Origin of the sequence: Pseudomonas retamae, assembly GCF_043496865.1 — a bacterium.
GTDB lineage: Bacteria > Pseudomonadota > Gammaproteobacteria > Pseudomonadales > Pseudomonadaceae > Aquipseudomonas > Aquipseudomonas retamae.
The window spans coordinates 19,225-43,374 of the sequence record NZ_JBIEIL010000009.1; the positions used below are offsets into that span (position 1 = coordinate 19,225).

The window sequence follows — 24,150 nt, forward strand, 5'->3', positions numbered from 1 at the left end:
CCTACAGATCCGCCTGATGGAAACCTATCAGTCAGATTGATGAGACGCGACCAGACATTCCTTGGCGCTCTTGCGCAGCTTTTTTATCAGCCGTTCCTGACGCAACGCATCGCTTTTGTCGCGACACCGTTCGGTATAGACCAGCGCCATCGCCGGGCTGGAAAGGAAGAACCGCGCGCCTTTGCCACTTTGGTGCTTGGCAAAACGGCGCACGGGATCGTCGCTGATCCCGCAATACAACGAACCGTTGGCGGCGCGAACGAGATAGACGAACCAGGATTTGCACACCGGTTCGGCAACAGCGACAGAATTTTCGCTAAGGCTGGTCACTTCGGGATCAAGGCGTGTAGGAAACAGGCGGCGATTTTATCAGCGACCGGCCTGAAATGCCTTCAATCCCTTGCGCGCCTGCGCGCGGACGGCGTTGCGCACCAGCGGCGTCCAGCCCAGCAGCAAGCCTTTGAAACCCAGCGCCTGTCGCGACCAGCGCCACAGGTCGAAATGATCGTGGTGTTCGCAGATTTTGCCGTCGCGGAAGACAAAACGAGCCTGGATATCGTTGATAACGATATTGCCAGTCTGGCTGAACAGGTAGGTTGCAACCCAGTGCGCACCACCGGTGCGCTCGTCGGCGCGAACGTTGTTGAAGGTCAGCGAGAAATCCTTGGCGCGGGTGGTGAGCATGCGCCACATGTCGCCGGCATCGCGACCGTGCAATTCACCGAAGGCCGGATCGCTGAAGACCACGTCATCGGTGTAGCAGGCGGCCATGGCTTCGGCGTCGAGGCGCTGGAAGGCCTGGTAGAAGCGGGTGATCAGGGCGCTGTGGGCTTCGCTCAAGACAATCTCCAAAGAAAGAGGTACAGATTGCCAGCACCTTAATCCGCAATGCCCATAAACACTATCGGCATTTATCTACCGAATACCAACAACACACAAAACCAATGTGGGAGCGAGCCTGCTCGCGAAAGCGGCTGATCATTCAACACTGTTGTTGACTGATACACCGCCTTCGCGAGCAGGCTCGCTCCCCCACGTTGTCATCAGTGCATTCAGATTATTTCACTTTGCGCCTGCACATACAGCGCACGCCCGGCCCCCAGGCCGGCAATGATCGCTCCGGTGCCAATGATGCCGAAAATCCAGCCCACGGCATTCCAGCCACCGGTCCAGTCATGCACCACGCCCACCGCGAACGGCCCCATTGAGGCCAGTGTGTAGCCAAAGCCCTGAGACATGCTCGACAGGTTCGCCGCGACATGGGAATCGCGCGAGCGCAGCACGATCAGCGTCAGCGCCAGACTGAACGTACCGCCCTGCCCCAGACCGAGCAGGATCGCCCAGCCCCACAGGCCTTCGATCGGTGCGTACAGGCAGCCGAACAGGCCGCCAAGGGTCAGCGCCATGACGACGACGATGGCCAGACGCTGATCCTTGCCGCGAGTGGCCAGCCATGGCGCGGCCAGCGAGCTGGCCAGTTGAATGATTACCGAGCCGGACAGCACCAGACCGGCCTGGGTTGGCGTCAGCCCACGACCGATAAGGATCGACGGCAACCAGCCGAACACGATATAGGCCAGCGACGATTGCAGGCCCATGTACAACGTCACTTGCCAGGCCAGCGGATCACGCAGCAAACCACGCACCCGATAAGCGACGTTGTGCGCGCCGTGTTTCGAGCCGACTTGCGGCAGCCAGAACACCGCGGCCAGCAGCGCCGGAATGACCCAGAAACCCAGCCCCATCGCCCAGCTGTTGCCGAAGTGTTCACTCAACGGCACAGTCGAACCCGCCGCCATCGCCGCGCCCAGACACAGGGCCATGGTGTAGACGCCGGTCATGGTTCCGGCATGTTTGGCAAAGTCGCGCTTGACGATGCCAGGCAGCAAAACGCCGACAATACCAATGCTCGCGCCACCGAGGACGCTGCCGGCGAACAGGCCGATCTCACCGAAGTTGCTGCGCAGGATAATCCCGCCAGCCAGCGTCAGCAGAATCCCCAACACCACCCGCTCAGCACCGAAACGCCGCGCCAGAATCGGTGCCAGCGGGGCGAACAAGCCCAGGCACAGCACCGGCAACGTCGTCAGCAAACCCGCCTGCGCCGCCGACAATCCAAGGCTTCTGGAGACCTCGCTGAGCAGCGGCGCCATGCTCGACAGCGCCGGGCGCAGGTTCAGCGCTACCAGAATCAGCCCAAGCAGCAACAGCCACGGACGCTTCACCAGCGGATGGCTTTGCTGCACTTGCTCGTCATCCGCCTCGGCATCGATCAGCAACTCTTCAAGCTCTGTCGAGCGCTTATTCGCTGTGGCTATCTCGCTGCGGGACATGGTTTTCTCGGTTTCAAGGTTCATTGATCAACTGCCTCGACAAGGCTTTGGCCCGCTCCGGGTCGCGTTGTTCGACCGCATCGAGCAAGTCGATGTGCAGATCGAACACTTCCTGACGGCGCGGGACGATATTCAGGGTCTGGCGCAATTGCGCGCCGACGATGCTGGAGAAATAGCGATACAGCTCGCTGAGGGTCGGATTGTGCGCAGCGTCGACAAGACGCCGGTGAAACACCAGATCGCAGGCGATGTAGGTGTCGAGGTCACCGTGGTAATGGCTGCCGCTGGTGCCGAGCGCTTCGCGCAGTGCCGCCAGATCCTCGTCGGTACGGCGCAACGCGGCCAGGCCGATCGCCTCGACTTCGAGGATGTGCCGGGTTTCCCGCGCCTGATCCAGCGAACACCGCGATAACGCCTTCAGCGTGTCCAGCGGATCGACCACTGCGCGCAGATAACTGCCGTCGCCCTGACGGATTTCGATCAGCCCGGAAAACGCCAGCACACGCATGGCCTCGCGCACCGTGTTGCGGCTGATGCCCAGCTCGGCGCACAGCTCCGGTTCGGTCGGCAGGCGTTCGCCGACCTGCCACGCGCCGCTGTTGATGCGTTGGCGCAACTGATCCAGCGCCTGATCGACCAGTGACCGTTTGATAAGTGGAGAAATGTCTGACATGAACCTCGCCCTTTCATCCAATCATAGGATGAATTTTCCGACATGTTAGTCAGACCCATGTAGGACAGCAACCACCTAGGGTCAATCGAGACACATGGAGCGGCATTTTCGATTGGTCAAAATTACCCTTTAAGGGTAATTTCAGGGACAGGGTTTTGGCTTCTTATGGAAAAGAACACACCCCATTACGACTTGGCGGTGATCAAGTCTGAAGTGAGGCGATTGGGTCAAAATGCTTTCACCAAAACTTCAGTAAGGTCTGCTGAGAAGCTCGGCTTCAATATCAGCGAAATGCAGGAGATTGTTTTCGAGCTACAAACCAGGATGTTGTACAAATCGATGACTACCTATGACGATCATCGAATCTGGCAAGACGTGTATCACATCAATTCACGAGATCAGGAGATTTACATCAAGGTGACATACCGCCCTGGCGGCAGCCCACCGGTAATCTCCTTCAAGGAGAAGAACCCATGACAACCCAGCAATGTGTGAGCTGCGGTGCACGTGAGGGAATGAGGCATTTTCAGGGGCGCGGCGAAACCTTGAGAGTCAAAGGCATGGAGCGTCGTGTCGATGATCTTTCTGGCTGGGAATGCCAGAAGTGCGGCGAGATCGAATGGGACCCCGACACCGATAGTGCGCAACGGTATTGCGACGCGGGTGATGAACTGGTCATCGCCTCCAGGCAAATGATTGGTAACGAGATGAAGCGGATCCGTCGCAAATTGCATCTGACGCAAAAAGAGACGGTGCAACTGCTATCCGGGGGTGGGCATAACGCATTCTCTCGCTATGAGCGCGGCGATGTATTGCCGCCCAAGGCGCTCATTTTGTTGATGCGTTTATTGGATCGCTACCCGTACTTGCTTACCGATGTAAAGACTCTCGGCGAAGGTGCAGATTTGAGAGGTTTCGAGCACATCGTTCACAAAGAACATGAATCCCTTTCGGTTTCCTGACCCCAAAAAAACAACCCGGCACTTGGCCGGGTTGGTTTCACACATCAACCATCAATGCAGAATCTGACTCAGGAACAACTTCGTCCGGTCATTCTGCGGATTGTCAAAGAAGTCGTTCGGCGCGGCCTGCTCAACGATCTCGCCCTTGTCCATGAAGATCACGCGGTTCGCCACGGTGCGGGCGAAGCCCATTTCGTGGGTCACGCAGAGCATGGTCATGCCGTCTTCCGCGAGACCGATCATGGTGTCGAGCACTTCCTTCACCATCTCTGGATCGAGCGCTGAAGTCGGCTCATCGAACAGCATGATTTTCGGCTTCATGCACAGTGCGCGGGCGATCGCCACACGTTGTTGCTGACCGCCGGACAACTGCCCCGGGTATTTATGCGCCTGCTCTGGAATCCGTACGCGTTCCAGGTAGTGCATGGCGATTTCCTCGGCCTTGCGCTTGGGCATCTTGCGTACCCACATTGGCGCCAGGGTGCAGTTCTGCAGAATGGTCAGGTGCGGGAACAGGTTGAAATGCTGGAACACCATGCCGACTTCGCGGCGGATCGCTTCGATCTGCTTGAGGTCGTTGGTCAGTTCCACTCCATCGACAACGATACGGCCCTGCTGGTGTTCTTCAAGACGATTAAGGCAACGAATCGTCGTCGATTTGCCCGAGCCCGACGGCCCGCACAGGACAATACGCTCGCCCTGCTTGACGTTGAGATTGATGTCTTTCAGTACGTGGAACTGGCCGTACCACTTGTTGACGCCCTGCATCTGGATGATGCCTTCAGGGCCCACAGGCTTTTTGATTGCTTCGCTCATTTACAGAGAACTCCTAACGCTTGTGGCCAGTGTCGAGCTTGCGTTCCAGATGCATGGAATAGCGCGACATACCAAAACAGAAAATCCAGAACACCAGGGCGGCGAACACGTAGCCTTCGGTGGCCATGCCCAGCCATTTCGGATCGGCAGCGGCTTGCTTGACGCTGTTGAGCAGGTCGAAGAGGCCGATGATGATCACAAGGCTGGTGTCCTTGAACAGCGCAATGAACGTGTTGACGATGCCGGGAATTACCAGCTTCAGGGCTTGCGGCAGAATCACCAGGCCCATTGAACGCCAGTAACCGAGGCCCATCGCCGCTGCGGCTTCGTATTGGCCTTTAGGGATCGCTTGCAGACCACCGCGCACCACTTCGGCGACATAGGCCGACTGGAACAGGATCACCCCGATCAGTGCCCGCAGCAGCTTGTCGAAGTTCATGCCTTCAGGCAGGAACAGCGGCAGCATCACCGAGGACATGAACAGCACGGTGATCAACGGTACGCCGCGCCAGAACTCGATGAAGGTCACGCAGACCACGCGAATTGCCGGCATGTTCGAGCGCCGCCCCAGCGCCAGTACGATGCCCAACGGCAAAGCCCCGGCGATACCAACCGTGGCAATCACCAGGGTCAGCATCAGGCCGCCCCACTGGCTGGTCGGCACGGTGGTCATGCCAAAACCGCCATGCAGCAAGGTAAAGGCAATGATCGGGTACAGCACCAGGAAACCCAGCCCGTAGACCGCTTTGCGCGGCACCCGCGAGATGAACAGCGGCGCTGCGCCGATGACCGCCAGCCACACGGTCAGGTCCACACGCCAGCGCAGTTCGGTCGGGTAGTAGCCGTACATGAACTGGCCGAAACGCTGCTGAATGAACACCCAGCAGGCGCCGTCCTTGGTGCAGTCCGCGCGCGTTGTGCCAACCCAGTTGGCATCGACGATCGCCCAACTCAGGATCGGTGGCACCACGAGGTAGATCAGGTAAAACGCAAACAGCGTCAGCAGGGTGTTTAGCCAGCTGGAAAACATGTTCGCGCGCATCCATGCGACCACACCAATGCTGCTGTTCGGTGGTGGCATGTCGGGTTTGAAAGTATGAGTACTCATGCGCTTTTCCTTACCGCTCGATCAGCGCAATGCGCTTGTTGTACCAGTTCATCAGCAGGGAAATGCTGATACTGATCGCCAGGTAGACGCTCATGGTGATGGCAATCACTTCGATCGCCTGGCCGGTCTGGTTGAGCACAGTGCCGGCGAACAGCGAAACCATTTCCGGGTAACCGATACCGGCCGCCAGCGAAGAGTTTTTCGCCAGGTTCAGGTATTGGCTGGTCAGCGGCGGGATGATCACGCGAAGGGCTTGCGGGATGATCACCTTGCGCAGGGTCGGGCCATTGCGCAGGCCGAGCGAACGCGCCGCTTCGGTCTGGCCATGGCTGACCGACTTGATCCCGGAACGCACGATTTCGGCGATAAACGCCGCGGTATACACGGTCAGGGCCAGGGTCAACGCCAGCAGTTCCGGGATCAACACCCAGCCGCCGACAAAGTTGAAGCCCTTGAGCTCAGGCATTTCCCAATGCAGCGGAGCGCCGAAAATCAGTGCGCACAAGGTCGGGATCACCAGCAGGATCGCCAGGCCGGCCCAGAACTTGTGGAACGGCACGCCGGTGTCTTCGAAGCGCTTGTTGGCCCAGCGGGTCATCAGCACGATGCCGATGATCGCAACCACGATGCTGATCACGAAGGCCCAGAAGCCATCGGCAGCCAGTGCGGCCGGCATGTTCAGGCCACGGCTGCTGACGAAGAAGGTGTCGCCGAAGTTGTGGCTGTTGCGCGGCCCCGGCATGGTCAGGAACACCGCGAAGTACCAGAACAGGATTTGCAGCAGCGGTGGAATGTTGCGGAACACTTCCACATACACCGTCGCCAGTTTGGCAATGATCCAGTTCTGCGACAGCCGCGCCACGCCGATGATGAAACCGAGGATGGTTGCCAGAACCACACCGATCACGGTCACCAGCAAGGTATTGAGAAGACCGATGACAAAGACGCGGGCATAGCTGTCCGCTTCGGTGTAGTCGATCAGGTGTTGAGCGATGCCGAACCCGGCACTGCGCTCCAGAAAGCTGAAGCCGGAGGTGATGCCCCGGTGCTGAAGGTTGGTTTGCGTATTGTCGAACAGGTACCAGCCAAGCGAGACCACCGCCACAACGGTGATGATCTGGAATAGCCACGCACGCACTCGTGGATCGCTGAGGCTGAGCCTCTGCTTTGGTGCGCCGATTGAATTTTGCATGAAGTGCCCCGCAAGAAATGGAACAAGAACATCACCCGGCGGTTGGCCCGCCGGGCGATAGAACCATTAGCGCACTGGTGGTGCGTACTGAATGCCGCCGTTGTTCCACAGGGCGTTCAAGCCGCGGTCGATTTCCAGCGGCGTGCTCTTGCCGAGGTTTTTCTCGAAGATTTCGCCGTAGTTGCCGACTTGTTTGACGATCTGTACTACCCAGTCCTTAGGCAGTTTCAAGTCTTTGCCGTACTCGCCGTCAGCGCCGAGCATACGGGCCACGTCCGGGTTCTTGGTCGACTTGGCTTCTGCTTCGACGTTCTTCGACGTGATGCCGGCTTCTTCAGCGTTGAGCAGCGCGTAGCCAACCCAACGGACGATGGCCAGCCACTCGTCGTCGCCGTTACGCACGACCGGGCCCAGTGGTTCTTTGGAAATGGTTTCCGGCAGAACCACGTAGTCCTTCGGCGAGGCCAGCTTGCTGCGCTGGGCGAACAGCTGCGACTTGTCGGAGGTCAGCACGTCGCAACGACCGGATTCCAGCGACTTGGCGCTTTCATCGGAGGTGTCGAAAGTGATCGGGGTGTATTTCAGACCGTTGCCGCGGAAGTAGTCGGAAACGTTCAGCTCGGTGGTGGTACCGGCCTGGATGCAGATGGTCGCGCCGTCCAGCTCTTTGGCACTCTTCACGCCCAGCTTGTTGTTAACCAGGAAGCCGATACCGTCGTAGTAGGTAATGAAGCCCGGGAATTTCAGGCCCATGCCCGCATCGCGAGAGCTGGTCATGGTGGTGTTGCGCGAGAGGATGTCGATCTCGCCCGATTGCAGCGCGGTGAAGCGCTCCTTGGCGTTCAACTGACTGAACTTGACCTTGTTCGCGTCACCGAAAACAGCGGCGGCCACAGCCCGGCAGACGTCAGCGTCGATGCCGAGGATCTTGCCGGTTGCATCCGGTACCGAGAAGCCTGGCAGACCGTCGCTCACGCCACACTGCACGAAACCTTTCTTTTGTACCGCATCCAGGGTTGCACCCGCCTGAGCGAACCCGCTGACGCCGAGTACTGCTGCAGCAGTCACGACCGCCAGAGTGGATTTCAACATCTTCATTCAAACCTCCAGTTTTGCTCTTGTTGTGTCGGAGCTTGAGTCCCGTCGCACCCTTTTGAGGCGTTGTTGACCCGTGTTGGCTTTTTTTGGGGTCAACCGACGTAAGACCTTCGCCATGAGTCTAGTAGGAGAAAATCCACATCATGGATCACTCACTTCTCACCAATCGGCCGAACGGGCTGTAGCCCTTTCACGTTCGCTAAGCCCGTAGCGGCCATTGGCGAACATCCATCACCGGATTCGTTGCTGTCCCATCGCGCGACGTAGACTGATAGTGTTACCGCCGCGCGTAGGACGCTTCGTACAGAAACCTCCATAGCAAACGCCGTACCACACCGCTTGCCAAAGTGATTGCGCGACACGTCAATAGCAAAACTTGTAACCTTGCGACATCTTCTTAACGGATCAACCGGGCGCGCACTTCAATCACGCACTCAATGAGAGCGCCCGCACATTTTTGGAGCAGCCATGACCGAGCCCTTGATTCTTCAGCCTGTTAAGCCCGCAGATGCCTGCGTGATCTGGCTGCACGGCCTCGGCGCCGACCGCTACGACTTCCTGCCGGTAGCCGAGGCGTTGCAGGAAAGTCTGCTGAGCACACGTTTTGTGCTGCCACAGGCACCGACCCTTCCAGTGACGATAAATGGCGGATATGCCATGCCCAGCTGGTACGACATCAAAGCCATGAGCCCGGCCCGGGCGATTGACCGTGACCAGCTGGAAGCCTCGGCGGATCGCATCATTGAATTGATCGAAACCGAGCGCGCCAGCGGAATAGACGCCTCGCGGATTTTTCTCGCCGGTTTTTCCCAGGGCGGCGCCGTGGTGCTGCACACCGCTTTTGTGAAATGGCAGGGACCCTTGGGTGGGGTTCTGGCGCTGTCGACCTACGCGCCGACTTTCAGCGATGAACTGGAGTTATCCGCCAGCCAACAACGGATTCCCGCATTGTGCCTGCACGGCCAGTACGATGGCGTGGTGCAGAGTTCGATGGGCCGCAGCGCTTACGAGCATTTGAAGAAGCATGGTGTCACCGTGACATGGCAGGAATACCCAATGGAGCACGAAGTGTTACCCGAAGAAATTCGCGACATCGGTGTCTGGTTGAGCGAACGCCTGCGCTAGGCGTCGGCTTTATTGGCAGCCTTCGCGCCTCCCACTACGCCGCGCCCGTTTCTTGCATTACACTGGCCGGCGTACATTCCTTAACCAATTGATGAGATGACCGTGCTCAAAGCACTCAAGAAGATGTTCGGTAAAAGCGAGGCTGAGCAGCTCGCGCCAGTTCCCAGTGCGCCGTCGCACGCCGCCGGTCATCGCAACGATGCCCCGCAGGCCGACCGCCCCGCTCCCGTAGCGGCACCGAAGCCAGAACCGAAGCAACCGCCGCAACCCGCCACGGCCGCACCAGTCGCCGCCGAGCCCGCACGCAGCGAAGCGCCGAAACCGGCCAGACCACGTCGCGAACCGAAGCCCAAGGCCCCGGTGTTTCCATGGAAACTCGAAGACTTCGTCGTCGAGCCCCAGGAAGGCAAAACCCGCTTCCACGATTTCAAGCTTTCGCCAGAACTGATGCACGCCATCCAGGATCTGGGCTTTCCGTATTGCACGCCGATCCAGGCGCAAGTTCTCGGTTACACCCTCGCCGGCAAAGATGCCATCGGCCGCGCGCAGACCGGTACCGGCAAGACCGCCGCGTTCCTGATCTCAATCATCACTCAGCTGTTGCAGACGCCACCGCCGAAAGAACGCTACATGGGTGAACCCCGTGCGCTGATCATCGCGCCGACCCGTGAGCTGGTGGTGCAGATCGCCAAGGACGCCGCTGACCTGACCAAGTACACCGGTCTCAATGTGATGACCTTTGTCGGCGGCATGGATTTCGACAAGCAGCTCAAGCACCTCGAAGCGCGCCACTGCGACATTCTCGTGGCGACCCCGGGCCGCCTGCTCGATTTCAACCAGCGTGGCGACGTGCACCTGGACATGGTCGAAGTGATGGTGCTGGACGAAGCCGACCGCATGCTCGACATGGGTTTCATCCCGCAAGTCCGGCAGATCATTCGCCAGACCCCGCCGAAGTCCGAGCGCCAGACCCTGCTGTTCTCCGCGACCTTCACCGAAGACGTGATGAACCTCGCCAAGCAATGGACCACCGATCCGGCGATTGTCGAAATCGAAATCACCAACGTCGCCAACGAGAACGTCGAACAGCATATCTACGCCGTGGCCGCTGCCGACAAATACAAACTGCTCTACAACCTGGTCAACGATAACGGCTGGGAGCGGGTCATCGTGTTTGCCAACCGCAAGGACGAAGTGCGCCGTATCGAAGAGCGTCTGGTGCGCGACGGCATCAATGCCGCGCAACTGTCCGGCGATGTGCCGCAGCACAAGCGCATCAAGACCCTGGAAGGTTTCCGCGAAGGCAAGATTCGCGTACTGGTCGCCACCGATGTGGCCGGTCGCGGCATTCACATTGACGGCATCAGCCACGTGATCAACTTCACCCTGCCGGAAGTTCCGGACGATTACGTGCATCGCATCGGCCGTACCGGTCGTGCTGGCGCCGATGGCGTGTCGATCAGCTTTGCTGGCGAGGATGACTCCTACCAGTTGCCGTCCATCGAAGAGAAGCTGGGTCGCAAGATCAGCTGTGAAACGCCGCCGACGCATCTATTGCGCCCGGTTGAGCGCAAGCGTCCGCAGTAAGCGGCGCTCGACAGAAAAGCGCAGCCGGCAACGGACTGCGCTTTTTTTTCGCCCACGTATTGCTCGAAAGAACTAAAAGTCCATAATGGAAAAATAAGTTTAATTTCGGAGCGCAGTATGTCCAGCATGCCGTACGTGATCGACCAGGCCCAGGCCCGCCAACTGCTAGCCCAGATCGATGTGCCGCAGATTTTGCGCAAGCTGTTTCGCGATCTTGCGGCCGGCAGCGCGGTGCAGCCGGCGCAGCAATGCGTTGAGTTCCCGCAAGGCGCAGGCGATTTCATCAACTATCTGGGCGTGCTGGCCGAAGACGGCGTGTACGGCGTGAAGACTTCGCCGTACATCGTCCGCGAGCAGGGTGCGCTGGTGACGGCGTGGACACTGCTGATGTCGATGAAAACCGGCCAGCCACTGCTGCTGTGCGATGCCGGCGAACTGACCACCGTGCGGACTGCAGCGACCACCGCTGTGGCGATCGATGCCCTTGCCCCCGTAAACGCTACGCGGTTGGCGATAATCGGCAGCGGCAAGGTTGCCCGAGCGCATCTGCACTATGTGAAACCGTTGCGCGACTGGCAAACCATCAGCGTGTATTCGCCCTCCTTGCTGGAAGATGCTGAAACTCAGGCCGCATTGAAAGCCATCGCGCCGGGGCTGAAAATCGCCGCCAGCCGCGAAACCGCTGTCGTCGATGCTGATGTCATCATGCTGTGTACGTCGTCCGCCGGGCCGGTGATCGACCCGGTCAAGTTGAGCAAACCGGCACTGATTACCTCGATCAGCACCAACGCCCCGCGCGCTCACGAAGTGCCGCCGCAAAGCCTCAACAACATGCAGGTGCTCTGCGACTATCGTCTGACCACGCCGGGCTCGGCGGGGGAAATGCTGATTGCGGCTGAGCAGCATGGCTGGAGCGAGGATTCAGTTGTGGGTGACCTGGCGGATCTGCTCAGCGAGAAAGTGCAGCGTCCCGACTACCAGCGTCATGTGTTTTTCCGTTCGATCGGCTTGGGGCTGGAGGACATTGCCCTGGCCAACGCCATTTATCACCTGATCAACCAACACCACTAGTCCCTGTGGGAGCGAGCCTGCTCGCGAAGACGGTCTGATATCCAGCGAATGCGTTGACTGACAGACCGCATTCGCGAGCAGGCTCGCTCCCACAAAGGCCAAGTTATGTACAACCGGAGCCCCTTATGAGCCAGGCAGATTTCATCATCATCGGCGGCGGAATTGCCGGCGCTTCCACCGGTTTCTGGCTGTCGCCACACGCCAAAGTGATTGTGCTCGAACGCGAATCCCACCCGGCTTATCACTCCACCGGCCGTTCCGCCGCGCTGTTCACCGCGGCTTACGGCACGCCGCAGGTGCGCGCGCTGACCCAGGCCAGCCGAGCGTTTTTCGACCATCCACCGGCCGGTTTCTGTGAACACCCGCTACTGACGCCACGCGGCGAAATGACTGTGGATTTCACCGGTGACGCCGCCGAATTGAACAACCAATACCTCAGCGCCAAAGCCACGGTGCCAGAGATGCAACTGCTCAGCGCCGACGAAGCCTGCGCACGCCTGCCGATTCTGCGCCGGGAAAAAGTCCACGGCGCGATCTACGATCCGAGCGCCAGCGATATCGATACCGATGCTCTGCATCAGGGTTACCTGCGCGGCATCCGCCGCCACAACGGCGAAGTACACACTGACTGCGAAGTGCTCGGCCTGAGCCGCGACGCCGACGGTTTGTGGCACGTTCAAACCAACGGCCAGACGTACAGCGCGCCGGTGATCATCAACGCCGCTGGCGCCTGGGCCGACAAGATCGGCACTATGGCCGGCGCAACTGCCTTGGGCCTGCAACCGAAACGCCGTGCCGCGTTCATCTTCGCCGGGCCTGAAGGCGTGGATATTCATCGCTGGCCGATGCTGGTCAGCCTCGACGAATCCTTTTACATGAAACCCGATGCCGGGATGTTCCTCGGCTCGCCGGCCAATGCCGATCCGGTCGAGCCTCACGATGTGCAGCCAGAAGAGCTGGACATCGCCATGGGCATCTATCAGATCGAAGAAGCCACCACCCTGACCATTCGCCGCCCGACCCGGACCTGGGCCGGCCTGCGCAGCTTCGTCGCCGACGGCGATTTGCTCAGTGGTTTCGATCCACAGGTACCGGGGTTGTTCTGGGTGGCGGCGCAGGGTGGCTACGGCATTCAGACGTCGCCGGCGATGGGCCAGGCCAGTGCGGCACTGGTGCGTGGCCAGCCACTGCCCGAACACTTGCAGCAATTCGGGCTGAACAGCGCCATGCTCTCCCCTGCTCGCCTGCGCTGAATCCGTGCGGTGACGCGCGCCACGGATTGCGGCACACTCCCTGCGCCTCCTGATCACGGGGGCGTTGACGCTGCCTGGAGCTCCACTGTCATGACCGCCCCCGAATTCGACCCGGCGCTGGATAATTTCCGCGCCATCGCCGATGCCATCGCCACCCTGTTCTTCCCGCACGCCGAAGTGGTGCTGCATGACCTGCGCACGCAAAAGGTCGACTACATCGCCAATAACCTGTCCAAACGCGTGATCGGCGACGATTCGTCACTGGAAGACATGCTCAGCGAGGATGTCAGCGATCGCAACATCGGCCCGTACGAAAAGCTCAACTGGGACGGTCAGAAAATTCGCAGCCTGAGCAGCGTTCTGCGCGACAGCGAAGGCGCGCCGCTCGCGGTGCTGTGCATCAACCTGAATATTTCATTGTTCGAAAATGCCAAGGCAGCGCTCGACCTGTTCCTCTCGCCGAGCAAACTGATCCCGCAACCGGACGCCCTGTTTCGCGATGACTGGCAGGAACGCATCAATACCTTCCTGCATGCCTGGCTGCGCGAACGCCAGTTGAGCCTGAATGTGCTGACCCGCGATCACAAGCGTGAACTGGTGCTGGCGCTGCACGCCGAGGGCGCGTTCAAGGGCAAGAGTGCCTCGAACTATGTGGCCAATGTGCTGAATATGGGGCGGGCGACGGTGTACAAGCATTTGAAGGAAGTGAAGGGCTGAAAATTTGCTTCGAGAGCGCTGGCCTCTTCGTGAGCAGGCTCGCTCCCACAGGGGATCTATGAACGCCACAGATGCAATGTGGGAGCGAGCCTGCTCGCGAAAGCGGTTGATCAATCGCCGTAGATATCGGTGTTGAAATATTTCTCGGAAATCTTCTGATACTCGCCACTCGCACGAATGCCATCGATGGCCCCGTTCAACTGACTGACCAGCTCCGAATTGCCCTTGCGCACCGCAATGCCCGCGCCTTCACCAACATACTTGGGGTCCTTAAGCTCCGGCCCGACAAACGCATAGCCCTTGCCGCGCGGCATCGACAGAAAGTCATTCAGCGGAATGGTATCGGCAAAGATCGCATCGAGCCGCCCTGCCGCGAGATCCATGTAGATCTCTTCGTTGTTGCTGTAACGCTTGACGTTAACGCCCTTGGGCTCGAATACCTCGGTGGCAAACCGGTCAGTAGTGGTCGCGCGCTGGACGCCGACGTTCTTGCCCTTGAGGCTGGCGTACTGATCATCAACGCTGGCGCCTTCCTTCATCACCAGACGCGAGGAAGTGAAGTAATACTTGTGGGTGAAATCCACCGACTTCTTGCGATCTTCGTTGATGGTCATCGACGACAGGGCCATGTCGATTTTCTTCACTTTCAGCGATGGAATCAGCCCGTCGAATTCACCCTCGACCCATACACACTTGACCTTCATCTGCGCGCACAAAGCATTGCCGATGTCGTAGTCGAAACCGACGATTTCACCTTTGTCGGTTTTCGAGGCGAATGGCGGGTAGGCGGCTTCGATGCCGATGCGCAGGGTTTTCTCGGCGGCGAAGGTACTGGCGCAGGCCAGCAGACTGAAGGCCAGGCCGGTGATAAGGGGGAGTTTCTTCATGTTCGTTCTCTCGCGGGGTTGTTGTTGGTTTGGCAAGAAACAGCAGCTACAAGCGGCAAGCTGATAGCTGCAAGACAGAAGCTTTTTTGTACTTGGAAATCCATACTGGACTCCCGGGTACAAATCGTCAACCAGGTAAAGAGGGAAGGATTTTCGGTGTCGCTGATGACGCCTTCGCGAGCAGGCTCGCTCCCACAGGGGAACGCATTTCAACGGTGGGAGCGAGCCTGCTCGCGAAGACTGACTGGAGGGCGATACAGGAACTACTTCTTCCAGCGATCCGCAGCCGCATGATCACTGTCGCGCCCTTCCACCCAGCGCGGGCCATCGCTGGTGTTTTCTTTCTTCCAGAACGGTGCGCGGGTCTTCAGGTAATCCATGACAAAGGCGCAGGCATCGAATGCGGCCTGGCGATGGGCGCTGGCGGCACCGACGAAGACGATGGGCTCGCCCGGTTCCAGCGCGCCGATGCGATGCAACACTTCCAGCTTCAGCAGCGGCCAGCGCTGTTCGGCTTCGACGGCGATCTTGCCCAGGGCTTTTTCAGTCATGCCCGGATAGTGCTCGAGAAACATCCCCGCCACGTCGAGGCCGTCGTTGAAGTCGCGTACATAGCCGACAAAACTCACCACCGCGCCGACACCGACATTGGCCGCGTGCATCGCATTGACTTCAGCACCCGGATCGAACGGCGTGGCCTGCACGCGAATCGCCATGGTTCAGCCTCCGGTCACGGTGGGGAAAAACGCCACTTCGTCGCCGTCGGCTACCGGCTCGTCGAGCTGGCAGAGATCTTCGTTGCGGGCGCACATCAGATTCTGTTCGCGCAACACCTCGGCGCCGTCACGCTGCGCCAACAATGCGCGCACATCGTCAACGGTGATGAAATCGCCTTCAACCTTTACCGAATCGACGCCCAGCGCTTCACGGTAACGAGCGAAAAACTTCACGGTCACGGTCACGTTCATGGCTGCTCCGCCTGAAAGTGGCCGCTCTTGCCACCGACCTTCTCCAGCAGACGCACGCTTTCGATGGTCATGCCACGGTCCACGGCTTTGCACATGTCATAGATGGTCAGGGCGGCGACGCTGGCGGCGGTCAGCGCTTCCATCTCGACGCCAGTCTGTCCGGAGAGTTTGCAGCGGGCGACGATGCGCACGCTATCGTCGTCTTCGGCGCTCAGCTCGACCTTGACGCCGGTGAGCAGCAGCGGATGGCACAGCGGAATCAAATCGCTTGTCTTCTTCGCCGCCTGGATCCCGGCGATGCGCGCCACGGCAAACACATCACCCTTGGGATGGCCGCCGCTGACGATCATCTGCAGCGTTTCAGGAAGCATGCGCACCAGCGCTTGGGCCGTCGCTTCACGGAACGTCACGGCTTTTTCGGTGACGTCGACCATGTTGGCGCGACCTTGGGAATCGAGATGAGTCAGCACGGAATTACTCCTGATCAGGAGCGTGGATTGTAAACCCGTGGGTCAGATATCCGCATCATTGATTATGAAATCACCACTGCACCCTGTGGGAGCGAGCCTGCTCGCGAACGCGATGCATCAAGCAACATTGTTGGCGACTGACACACCGTATTCGCGAGCAGGCTCGCTCCCACAATGGTTCTGCATTCATTCATAAAAAACCGGGCGGCTTGAGGGCCGCCCGGTTTCGTTTGAGGCGTTACAGATGCGATTCGGCGTATTCAGCCAGAATCGAGCGCGGCACCCCTTGCAGGGTGATGTGTACACCGTTGGGGAAATCCTTGAAGCGTTCGGTCAGGTAGGTCAGCCCGGAACTGGTCGCGGACAGGTAAGGGGTGTCGATCTGTGCGAGGTTGCCCAGGCACACCACTTTGGAACCGGCGCCGGCACGGGTGATGATGGTTTTCATCTGGTGCGGCGTGAGGTTCTGGCATTCGTCGATCAGGATCAGGCTCTGCTGGAAGCTGCGACCGCGAATGTAGTTGAGCGATTTGAACTGCAACGGCACTTTGCTGAGGATGTAATCGACACTGCCATGGGTGTTTTCGTCATCCATGTGCAAGGCTTCGAGGTTGTCGGTGATGGCGCCCAGCCAAGGCTCCATTTTTTCCGCTTCGGTGCCGGGCAGGAAGCCGATTTCCTGGTCCAGGCCTTGTACGCTGCGGGTGGCGATGATGCGCCGGTAGCGCTTGCTGACCATGGTCTGCTCGATCGCCGCGGCCAGCGCCAGAATGGTTTTACCGGAACCGGCGGCGCCGGACAGGTTAACCAGGTGAATATCCGGGTCGAGCAGCGCATACAGCGCCAGGCTTTGGTAAATGTCGCGTGGTTTGAGTCCCCAGGCCTCCTGATGCAGCAGCGGTTCCTGATGCAGATCGAGGATCAACAACTTGGCTTCATCGATCTCTTTGATCCAGCCGACGAAACCCTGTTCGTCGATGATGAACTCGTTTATGTGCACCGCCGGCAGGTTGTCGATCAGTTGCACTTGATGCCAGGTGCGGCCGTGATCCTGGCGGGTCTCGACCTTGCTCACGCGGTCCCAGAACGAGCCGGTCATGGTGTGATAGCCGTTGGGTAGCAGGGACACGTCATCGACCAGTTGGTCGGTGCTGTAATCCTCGGCATCGATGCCGCAGGCGCGCGCCTTGAGGCGCATGTTGATGTCTTTGGTGACCAGCACCACCGGCTTTTGCGGGTCGCGGGTGTGCAGGTCGATCAGTTGGTTGATGATTTTGTTGTCGTTCAAGTGCTCTGGCAGAATCAGGTTCGATTCGGCCTGCTTGCTCATCAGAATTGACAGCAAGCCCTTCGGCCCGCCCTTGCCGCGCTGGATCGGCACGCCCAGTTCGACGTCTTCGGGGGACGCATCGCCGAGGGTCTTGTCAATCAGCCGGATCGCCTGACGGCATTCGGCGGCAACGCTGTGGTGCCCGCTCTTGAGCTTGTCCAGTTCTTCGAGCACGGTCATCGGGATGGCGACGTGGTGTTCTTCGAAATTCAGCAGGGCGTTTGGATCGTGAATCAATACGTTGGTATCGAGTACATACAGGATTGGCTGGTTGGAGGAAGGGCTACGTCCGTGATCATCCATACTCGGTCACCTATGTCAGAGCCAGTAGACGCAATACCTGAGCGGTGCTGCGCCTCGAAGTGACTGCCGAAATCTCACCTGCGGAGATTCAAGTGACTGCAAACAAACGGGTCTTGGAAGACGCCACCTGTGTTGCAGGTTTCGGCGGTCTGTCTTCGTAATACTCCAAAACCGATGACATAAAAAAGTACTTTGACGGTTTTTTTAAGTTTATTTTGCAGAGTGACGAAAAGCCCTTGGCGGACTCACCAGACACCGCTAAAGTCGGAAGTCCGCCTGCATCGAACCCCTTCGAAAAATCACCCAAGGCCCAATGTTTACGGGGCTTTTGGCGCTAGTCAGCGAAACGCATCCTGACAGTCTTCCCAGCCGATACCGCTTTGCGCGGTTTGCGTGATCAGCCACGGCAACGAGGTCTTCACCGCATCCTGCTTCATGTTGAAATTGATCACTCCGTGGCGCCATAACAGCATCAGGGTCAGTACTCGCTGTGCGCTCGCCGGGCCCTTGAGCTTGCCGGCACCGTCCTGAGCGTCGATGTCCCACAAGGCAACTTGCAGGCCCTGGGTATTGAAGAAACCTTGCGCATCGCTGCGGCGCTGGCCTTCCGGCGGACGAAACAGCGGCACGTAGTTTTCTGGCAACTTGTTCTTCACCAGATCGGCACTGCGCCGCACCGAATCCTGCCAGTCCTGCCAGTGGCTGTGGGAGCGGAACTCCCAGCCTTGCACGCCGACGCACTGCGTGGAAAAACTCGCTTGCAGACTGCTGACCGAGCGATCGGCCAACCGCGCCTGAATATCCTTGCCCAATACGAAGAACGTGCCTCTCATGTTTGATTTGCGCAGATACTCGGTGAGCCAGTCGGTGTTGTCCGGCTGCACGTTGGCGGCGCTGTCGAAGGTCAGCAGAAACAGGCGATCATGCATGTCGTCGCCGTTGCGCTCGTAATCGCCGAAACGATCGACTTCGCTACTTGTCTGCGGGAACAACGCGGCCTTGCGCAGCAGCTCATCCAGATACTGCAGATGGAAGATCCGGCTCGGCTCGGCCCACTTGGTGTAATAGCTGTCGTCGCTGACCACGAACTTCGCCGCTTGCTCACGCAGGGTCGTCAGGTCTTCGACGAGAAAGCAGAACGAGGCGTCCTGATCGCAGCTTTGCTGGGCGTAGTTGTAATTGGCGAGCAGGCGCTGCCAGAGACGCTGGCGCAATTGATTGACCGCATCGATGTTGATCGTGCGCAGGCCCAGACGCTGAGCCAGCGCGGCCTCGTCGATCGATTCGGTGCCGAGCAGGCCACGGGCGAACATCAGGATTTCTGCGCGTGAAGCGACGTCGAACAGGGTCGGACTGCTGAGCTGCTCCGGCCAGGTCGTGCGATCCAGCGTTGCCGGATCACCTGGCGCCGCGACGGCAGCGACACTCAACAGCCAGGCGGTGAATAAAAGAACAATGCGCAAGGGGACGTCTCCATAACAAAACCCGCGCGGCACTATAGCTGATCCTGCCCCATTCCCCGCAGATGTGGATGATCGTTCCCACGCTCCGCGTGGTAACGCCTCCCCGGGCGCTCTGCGCCCGATCGCTGTGACGCAGAGCGTCACGGGCTGCATTCCCACGCGGAGCGTGGGAACGATCTGGCACAGAGCCATCGATCACCTATGGACTTGATAGCTGGAGTCAACCCCGCCAACCCCCTAGAATCGCCCCCACGATTAAAGGAGACGACTTAATGCTGATGGTGATTTCCCCCGCCAAGACCCTTGATTACGAAACACCGCCGGCGACCCAGCGTTTTACCCAGCCGCAATACCTGGACCATTCCCAGGAGCTGATCCAGCAATTGCGTGAGCTGAGCCCGGCGCAGATCAGCGAGCTGATGCACGTATCGGACAAGATCGGCGGGCTCAACGCCGCGCGTTTCGGCAGCTGGACACCAGCGTTCACCCCCGAAAATGCCAAGCAGGCATTGCTCGCCTTCAAAGGCGACGTTTATACCGGTCTGGACGCGCAATCCTTCAGCGAAGCCGATTTCGATTACGCGCAAAAACACCTGCGCATGCTTTCCGGTCTTTATGGCTTGCTGCGCCCCCTCGACCTGATGCAAGCCTATCGCCTGGAAATGGGCACCAAATTGGTCAACGCCCGGGGCAAAGACCTTTATGCCTTCTGGGGCACGCGCATCAGTGAATGGCTCAACGAAGCGCTGGCCGAGCAAGGCGACGAGGTGCTGCTCAACCTGGCTTCCAATGAGTATTTCTCGGCCGTCAAGCGCACCGTCCTGAACGCGCGAATCATCAATACCGAGTTCAAGGACCAGAAGAACGGGCAGTACAAGATCATCAGTTTCTACGCGAAAAAGGCCCGCGGCCTGATGAGCCGTTTCGTGATCCAGGAACAAATCAACGACCCGGCACAGCTCAAGCACTTCGACTTGCAGGGTTATCGCTACAGTGCCGAGCAGTCGAAACCCGACAACCTGGTGTTCCTGCGCGATCACGCCCCGGAATAAAGCATGCCCAATGCACGACTCTTTTCATCAAGAGTCGTGCACGTCGCACGATGTCAGAAACTCCCCGCCGCATTTCGCCGGTTTAATGGCGCCAAAAAAATACCCCTGTCTTTTCTGAGATTTCTTTCACTCGACACTCGTCAGTTTTTTCAGTAGTGGCACCTAAATTTTTTTACGGTAGTGGCATAAAACTATCTAGCGCGGTTATAGCCCCAGAACTAAAGGGCGAAATCGCAAGTGCTATCAAATTGAAAGCAGTGCCATCTTTGTCGATATTTCAAAAAATTTCAGGCGGCACGATGAGCGGACAGGAACTATGTCCAAATGCGTAGCTCATACCACCGGTAACGATTCTCGGCGAGTTTGTGCGAGATAACTTACGCAGAGCAGATAGCCATGTAACCAAGTTGTCACAGCAACTTGACTAGATGACTAACCGGTCTGAAAACGAAACGATGGACAGGCGATACGCACCATTGATATCCCCTGCAAAGGCCATGGTCGTACCCTTTAAACGTGCTCGCCTGAGCGCATAACCGCTTGATTCAAAGGGATTTCCATCCCCGCATCAAGCGTGAAAGATGATTGCACAAGAGTCTTCAACAAGAAGATCCGCTGCATAACAGGGCAAGTCATAACAATAAGGCCTGGTTGCGCACATCTTGAGTGCACTTATTTAGACACTCGAAACTTAGTATGCCTGCACACGGCATTGTGGCGCCTGTAAGCCGCACTTTCGAGTGCACTAGTGTCCGCTGAACATCATTAACTCCGGCCTCTAAGGCCTGATATATACAGAGGTAATTGCGATGCGCATCAGCATATTTGGTTTGGGTTACGTTGGCGCGGTATGTGCCGGTTGCCTGTCTGCACGGGGCCATGACGTAGTTGGCGTCGATGTTGCCAAAGACAAGATCGACATGATTAACGCCGGCAAATCGCCGATCGTTGAGCCGGGTCTGGGCGAACTACTACAACAGGGAATCCAGACCGGTCGTCTGCGCGGCACGACCAACTTCGCCGAAGCCATTCGCGACACCGACCTGTCGATGATCTGCGTTGGTACACCAAGCAAAAAGAACGGCGACCTCGAACTCAACTACATCGAAGCGGTATGCCGCGAGATCGGTTTTGTTCTGCGTGAAAAAACCACCCGCCACACCATCGTCGTGCGCAGCACCGTGCTGCCAGGCACCGTTGCCAACGTCGTAATCCCGATTCTCGAAGACTGCTCGGGCAAGAAAGCCGGCGTCGACTTCGGCGTTGCGGTCAACCCTGAGTTCCTGCGCGAATCCACTGCGATCGCCGACTACGATCAACCACCGATGACGGTCATCGGCGAGTTCGACACCGCCTCCGGTGACGTTCTGCAATCGCTGTACGAAGAACTCGACGCACCGATCATCCGCAAGGACATCGCCGTTGCCGAAATGATCAAGTACACCTGCAACGTGTGGCATGCGACCAAAGTGACCTTCGCCAACGAGATCGGCAACATCGCCAAAGCGGTCGGCGTCGATGGCCGTGAAGTGATGGAAGTGGTCTGCCAAGACAAGACCCTCAACCTGTCCCAGTACTACATGCGCCCAGGTTTCGCCTTCGGTGGCTCGTGCCTGCCAAAAGACGTCCGCGCCCTGACCTACCGCGCCGGTTCCCTGGATGTCGAAGCGCCGCTGCTCAACTCGCTGATGCGCAGTAACGAATCGCAAGTGCAGAACGCCTTCGACATCGTTGAAAGCCATGAAAAACGCAAAGTCGCCCTGCTCGGCCTGAGCTTCAAGGCCGGCACCGACGACCTGCGCGAAAGCCCGCTGGTCGAGCTGGCTGAAATGCTGATCGGCAAGGGTTACGACCTGAGCATCTACGACAGCAACGTCGAGTACGCCCGTGTTCACGGCGCGAACAAAGACTACATCGAGTCCAGAATCCCGCACGTATCGTCGCTGCTCAATTCGGACTTCGATTCAGTGATCGACAACTCTGACGTGATCATTCTTGGCAACCGTGACGAGAAATTCCGTTCGCTGGCCCAGGAAGCGCCACACGGCAAGCAAGTCATCGACCTGGTGGGCTTCATGTCCAAGGCCACCAGCGCCGGTAGCCGCACCGAAGGCATTTGCTGGTAACGCAGCGCCAAGCGACAAGCTTCGAGCTGCAGGTCAACGCGATTGGCTTGCAGCTTGAAGCTTGCAACTTGCGGCTTCCCTTACCTTCGGACGACGGTTATGACCAAGCTCAAACATTTTTTTCTGCAATCAGCCGGCTGGCTTTTTTATCTCAGTCTGCTGATGGGCCTGGCCTTGATGCTGCCCACGTCCACATTCGACTCCGAGTCGAAGGACTTCATTTTCCTGATTGGCGCTGTGGGTATCTGGCGCTACTCGATGGGTGCAACGCACTTTGTGCGCGGTATGATTTTCCTCTACATCGTCTACCCGCACCTGCGTCGCAAAGTACGCAAGCTGGGTAAAGCGGCCGACCCGTCGCATGTGTTTCTGATGGTCACCAGTTTCCGTATTGACGCGCTGACCACCGCGCAGGTCTACAGCTCGGTGATCCGCGAAGCCATCGATTGCGATCTGCCGACCACCATTGTCTGCTCGATCGTTGAAATGTCCGACGAGCTGCTGGTCAAGGCGCTGTGGGCGCGGATGAATCCGCCGGAGCGGGTCAAGCTCGACTTCGTGCGCATCCCCGGCACCGGCAAGCGCGATGGCCTGGCCTTCGGTTTCCGCGCGATCTCCCGTCACCTGCCGGATGACCGTGCCGTAGTGGCCGTGATCGACGGCGACACCGTGCTCGGCGAAGGCGTCGTGCGCAAGACCGTGCCGTGGTTCCAGCTGTTCGGCAACGTCGGCGGCCTGACCACCAACGAATTCTGCGAAGTGCGCGGCGGCTACATCATGAGCGAATGGCACAAGCTGCGTTTCGCCCAGCGCCACATCAACATGTGCTCGATGGCTTTGTCCAAGCGCGTACTGACCATGACCGGTCGCATGTCGGTGTTCAAAGCGTCCGTGGTCACCAACCCGGAATTCATCGCCGACGTTGAAAGCGACTCGCTGCAACACTGGCGCCTGGGCCGCTTCAAGTTCCTGACCGGCGACGACAAGTCGAGCTGGTTCAGCCTGATGCGCCTGGGTTACGACACCTTTTACGTACCGGACGCGGCGATCAACACCGTTGAACACCCGCCGGAAAAGAGCTTCATCAAGGCCAGCCGCAAGCTGATGTTCCGCTGGTACGGCAACAACCTGCGCCAGAACTCGCGTGCACTGGGCCTGGGTATCCGCCGCCTCGGCGTGTTCACTTCGGTGGTGCTGTTCGACCAGCGTGTGTCGATGTGGACTTCCCTGCTCGGCCTGACCGTGGCGCTGATCGCCAGCTTCAAGTACGGCACTGCGTTCATCCTCGTGTACCTGCTGTGGATCGGCATCACCCGCCTGATCCTGACGCTGTTGCTGTCGTGCTCCGGCCACCGCATCGGCCCGGCTTACCCGGCGATTCTGTATTACAACCAGATCGTTGGCGCGCTGGTGAAGATCTACGTGTTTTTCCGCCTCGACCAACAATCGTGGACTCGCCAGCCCACCTCCCTGACCCGTGACCTCGCCAGCTTTCAACGTTGGTTCAACACCTGGTCGTCTCGGACCATGACCTTCTCCGCCGGCAGCATTTTTGTCGCCGTGCTGCTGATGATGGTCTGACCCGCTCCTATTGAATTAACAAGGAAATCGCCCCT

The 24,150-nt window shown here is 58.7% G+C and carries 24 protein-coding genes; 10 read left to right on the top strand and 14 right to left on the bottom strand.

The window, feature by feature from the left end:
- Positions 1-27 precede the first annotated feature (27 nt).
- From ACGSLL_RS18110 to ACGSLL_RS18125, 4 genes are all read right to left on the bottom strand, one after another.
- Complete coding sequence (locus ACGSLL_RS18110; RefSeq protein WP_394507398.1) at positions 28-330, bottom strand: GIY-YIG nuclease family protein; 303 nt, start codon at positions 328-330, stop codon at positions 28-30.
- Between the two features lie 39 nt (positions 331-369).
- Entirely contained in the window at positions 370-840 is a 471-nt protein-coding gene (locus tag ACGSLL_RS18115; RefSeq protein WP_394507399.1) for a nuclear transport factor 2 family protein, read from the bottom strand.
- A gap of 212 nt (positions 841-1,052) precedes the next feature.
- Positions 1,053-2,357, bottom strand: coding sequence for a CynX/NimT family MFS transporter (locus tag ACGSLL_RS18120; protein WP_394507400.1), 1,305 nt, complete (start codon positions 2,355-2,357; stop codon positions 1,053-1,055).
- Positions 2,347-3,006 carry a FadR/GntR family transcriptional regulator gene (locus ACGSLL_RS18125; protein WP_258450434.1) on the bottom strand — a complete coding sequence of 220 codons (660 nt, stop codon included), beginning with the start codon at positions 3,004-3,006 and terminating at the stop codon, positions 2,347-2,349. The genes ACGSLL_RS18120 and ACGSLL_RS18125 overlap by 11 nt, the downstream gene beginning before the upstream one ends.
- A gap of 165 nt (positions 3,007-3,171) precedes the next feature.
- Between ACGSLL_RS18125 and ACGSLL_RS18130 the strand changes: the two genes are divergently transcribed.
- Both ACGSLL_RS18130 and ACGSLL_RS18135 read left to right on the top strand, forming a co-directional pair.
- Positions 3,172-3,483, top strand: coding sequence for a type II toxin-antitoxin system MqsR family toxin (locus tag ACGSLL_RS18130; protein ID WP_329515927.1), 312 nt, complete (start codon positions 3,172-3,174; stop codon positions 3,481-3,483).
- The gene (locus ACGSLL_RS18135) at positions 3,480-3,968 is read left to right on the top strand and encodes a type II toxin-antitoxin system MqsA family antitoxin (RefSeq protein ID WP_394507401.1); all 489 of its coding nucleotides are present in this window, start codon (positions 3,480-3,482) and stop codon (positions 3,966-3,968) included. The genes ACGSLL_RS18130 and ACGSLL_RS18135 overlap by 4 nt, the downstream gene beginning before the upstream one ends.
- 51 nt (positions 3,969-4,019) lie before the next feature.
- On the opposite strand, the gene ACGSLL_RS18140 is transcribed toward ACGSLL_RS18135, so the two are convergent.
- The 4 genes from ACGSLL_RS18140 to ACGSLL_RS18155 form a co-directional block, all read right to left on the bottom strand.
- Complete coding sequence (locus tag ACGSLL_RS18140; RefSeq protein ID WP_016771581.1) at positions 4,020-4,784, bottom strand: amino acid ABC transporter ATP-binding protein; 765 nt, start codon at positions 4,782-4,784, stop codon at positions 4,020-4,022.
- 13 nt (positions 4,785-4,797) lie between these two features.
- Entirely contained in the window at positions 4,798-5,892 is a 1,095-nt protein-coding gene (locus ACGSLL_RS18145) for an amino acid ABC transporter permease (RefSeq protein WP_394507402.1), read from the bottom strand.
- A gap of 10 nt (positions 5,893-5,902) precedes the next feature.
- A complete protein-coding gene (locus ACGSLL_RS18150; protein ID WP_394507403.1) occupies positions 5,903-7,084 on the bottom strand; it encodes an amino acid ABC transporter permease in 1,182 nt (393 codons plus the stop codon).
- A gap of 66 nt (positions 7,085-7,150) precedes the next feature.
- Positions 7,151-8,182, bottom strand: coding sequence for an amino acid ABC transporter substrate-binding protein (locus ACGSLL_RS18155; protein ID WP_016771583.1), 1,032 nt, complete (start codon positions 8,180-8,182; stop codon positions 7,151-7,153).
- A gap of 468 nt (positions 8,183-8,650) precedes the next feature.
- Here ACGSLL_RS18155 and ACGSLL_RS18160 point away from each other — a divergent pair, with 468 nt between their 5' ends.
- The 5 genes from ACGSLL_RS18160 to ACGSLL_RS18180 all read left to right on the top strand — a co-directional run bounded on the left by ACGSLL_RS18160 (position 8,651) and on the right by ACGSLL_RS18180 (position 13,935).
- Positions 8,651-9,307, top strand: a complete 657-nt coding sequence (locus ACGSLL_RS18160; protein WP_394507404.1) for an alpha/beta hydrolase — start codon at positions 8,651-8,653, stop codon at positions 9,305-9,307.
- A 96-nt stretch (positions 9,308-9,403) separates the two neighbouring features.
- Positions 9,404-10,894: an ATP-dependent RNA helicase RhlB gene (gene rhlB / locus ACGSLL_RS18165; RefSeq protein ID WP_394507405.1), complete on the top strand. Its 1,491-nt coding sequence runs from the start codon at positions 9,404-9,406 to the stop codon at positions 10,892-10,894.
- 117 nt (positions 10,895-11,011) lie between these two features.
- Positions 11,012-11,965, top strand: a complete 954-nt coding sequence (locus ACGSLL_RS18170; protein ID WP_394507406.1) for an ornithine cyclodeaminase family protein — start codon at positions 11,012-11,014, stop codon at positions 11,963-11,965.
- Positions 11,966-12,090: 125 nt separating this feature from the next.
- Positions 12,091-13,218, top strand: a complete 1,128-nt coding sequence (locus ACGSLL_RS18175) for an NAD(P)/FAD-dependent oxidoreductase (RefSeq protein WP_394507407.1) — start codon at positions 12,091-12,093, stop codon at positions 13,216-13,218.
- Between the two features lie 90 nt (positions 13,219-13,308).
- Positions 13,309-13,935, top strand: coding sequence for a helix-turn-helix transcriptional regulator (locus tag ACGSLL_RS18180; RefSeq protein WP_394507408.1), 627 nt, complete (start codon positions 13,309-13,311; stop codon positions 13,933-13,935).
- 110 nt (positions 13,936-14,045) lie between these two features.
- Here ACGSLL_RS18180 and ACGSLL_RS18185 read toward each other — a convergent pair whose 3' ends face one another.
- The 6 genes from ACGSLL_RS18185 to ACGSLL_RS18210 all read right to left on the bottom strand — a co-directional run bounded on the left by ACGSLL_RS18185 (position 14,046) and on the right by ACGSLL_RS18210 (position 19,356).
- Positions 14,046-14,822: an ABC transporter substrate-binding protein gene (locus tag ACGSLL_RS18185; protein ID WP_394507409.1), complete on the bottom strand. Its 777-nt coding sequence runs from the start codon at positions 14,820-14,822 to the stop codon at positions 14,046-14,048.
- Between the two features lie 263 nt (positions 14,823-15,085).
- A complete protein-coding gene (gene moaE / locus ACGSLL_RS18190) occupies positions 15,086-15,538 on the bottom strand; it encodes a molybdopterin synthase catalytic subunit MoaE (RefSeq protein WP_016771590.1) in 453 nt (150 codons plus the stop codon).
- A 3-nt stretch (positions 15,539-15,541) separates the two neighbouring features.
- Positions 15,542-15,784, bottom strand: a complete 243-nt coding sequence (locus ACGSLL_RS18195; protein WP_394507572.1) for a MoaD/ThiS family protein — start codon at positions 15,782-15,784, stop codon at positions 15,542-15,544.
- Positions 15,785-15,786: 2 nt separating this feature from the next.
- Entirely contained in the window at positions 15,787-16,260 is a 474-nt protein-coding gene (moaC, locus tag ACGSLL_RS18200) for a cyclic pyranopterin monophosphate synthase MoaC (protein WP_394507410.1), read from the bottom strand.
- A gap of 238 nt (positions 16,261-16,498) precedes the next feature.
- Complete coding sequence (locus ACGSLL_RS18205; protein ID WP_394507411.1) at positions 16,499-17,893, bottom strand: PhoH family protein; 1,395 nt, start codon at positions 17,891-17,893, stop codon at positions 16,499-16,501.
- Positions 17,894-18,231: 338 nt separating this feature from the next.
- Positions 18,232-19,356, bottom strand: a complete 1,125-nt coding sequence (locus ACGSLL_RS18210; protein ID WP_394507412.1) for a polysaccharide deacetylase family protein — start codon at positions 19,354-19,356, stop codon at positions 18,232-18,234.
- A gap of 272 nt (positions 19,357-19,628) precedes the next feature.
- Here ACGSLL_RS18210 and yaaA point away from each other — a divergent pair, with 272 nt between their 5' ends.
- The 3 genes from yaaA (at position 19,629) to alg8 (ending at position 24,115) form a co-directional block, all read left to right on the top strand.
- The gene (gene yaaA, locus ACGSLL_RS18215) at positions 19,629-20,408 is read left to right on the top strand and encodes a peroxide stress protein YaaA (RefSeq protein WP_394507413.1); all 780 of its coding nucleotides are present in this window, start codon (positions 19,629-19,631) and stop codon (positions 20,406-20,408) included.
- A gap of 809 nt (positions 20,409-21,217) precedes the next feature.
- Positions 21,218-22,534: a nucleotide sugar dehydrogenase gene (locus ACGSLL_RS18220; RefSeq protein ID WP_394507414.1), complete on the top strand. Its 1,317-nt coding sequence runs from the start codon at positions 21,218-21,220 to the stop codon at positions 22,532-22,534.
- A gap of 99 nt (positions 22,535-22,633) precedes the next feature.
- A complete protein-coding gene (alg8, locus tag ACGSLL_RS18225; RefSeq protein ID WP_208938653.1) occupies positions 22,634-24,115 on the top strand; it encodes a glycosyltransferase family 2 protein in 1,482 nt (493 codons plus the stop codon).
- The last annotated feature ends 35 nt before the right edge of the window (positions 24,116-24,150 follow it).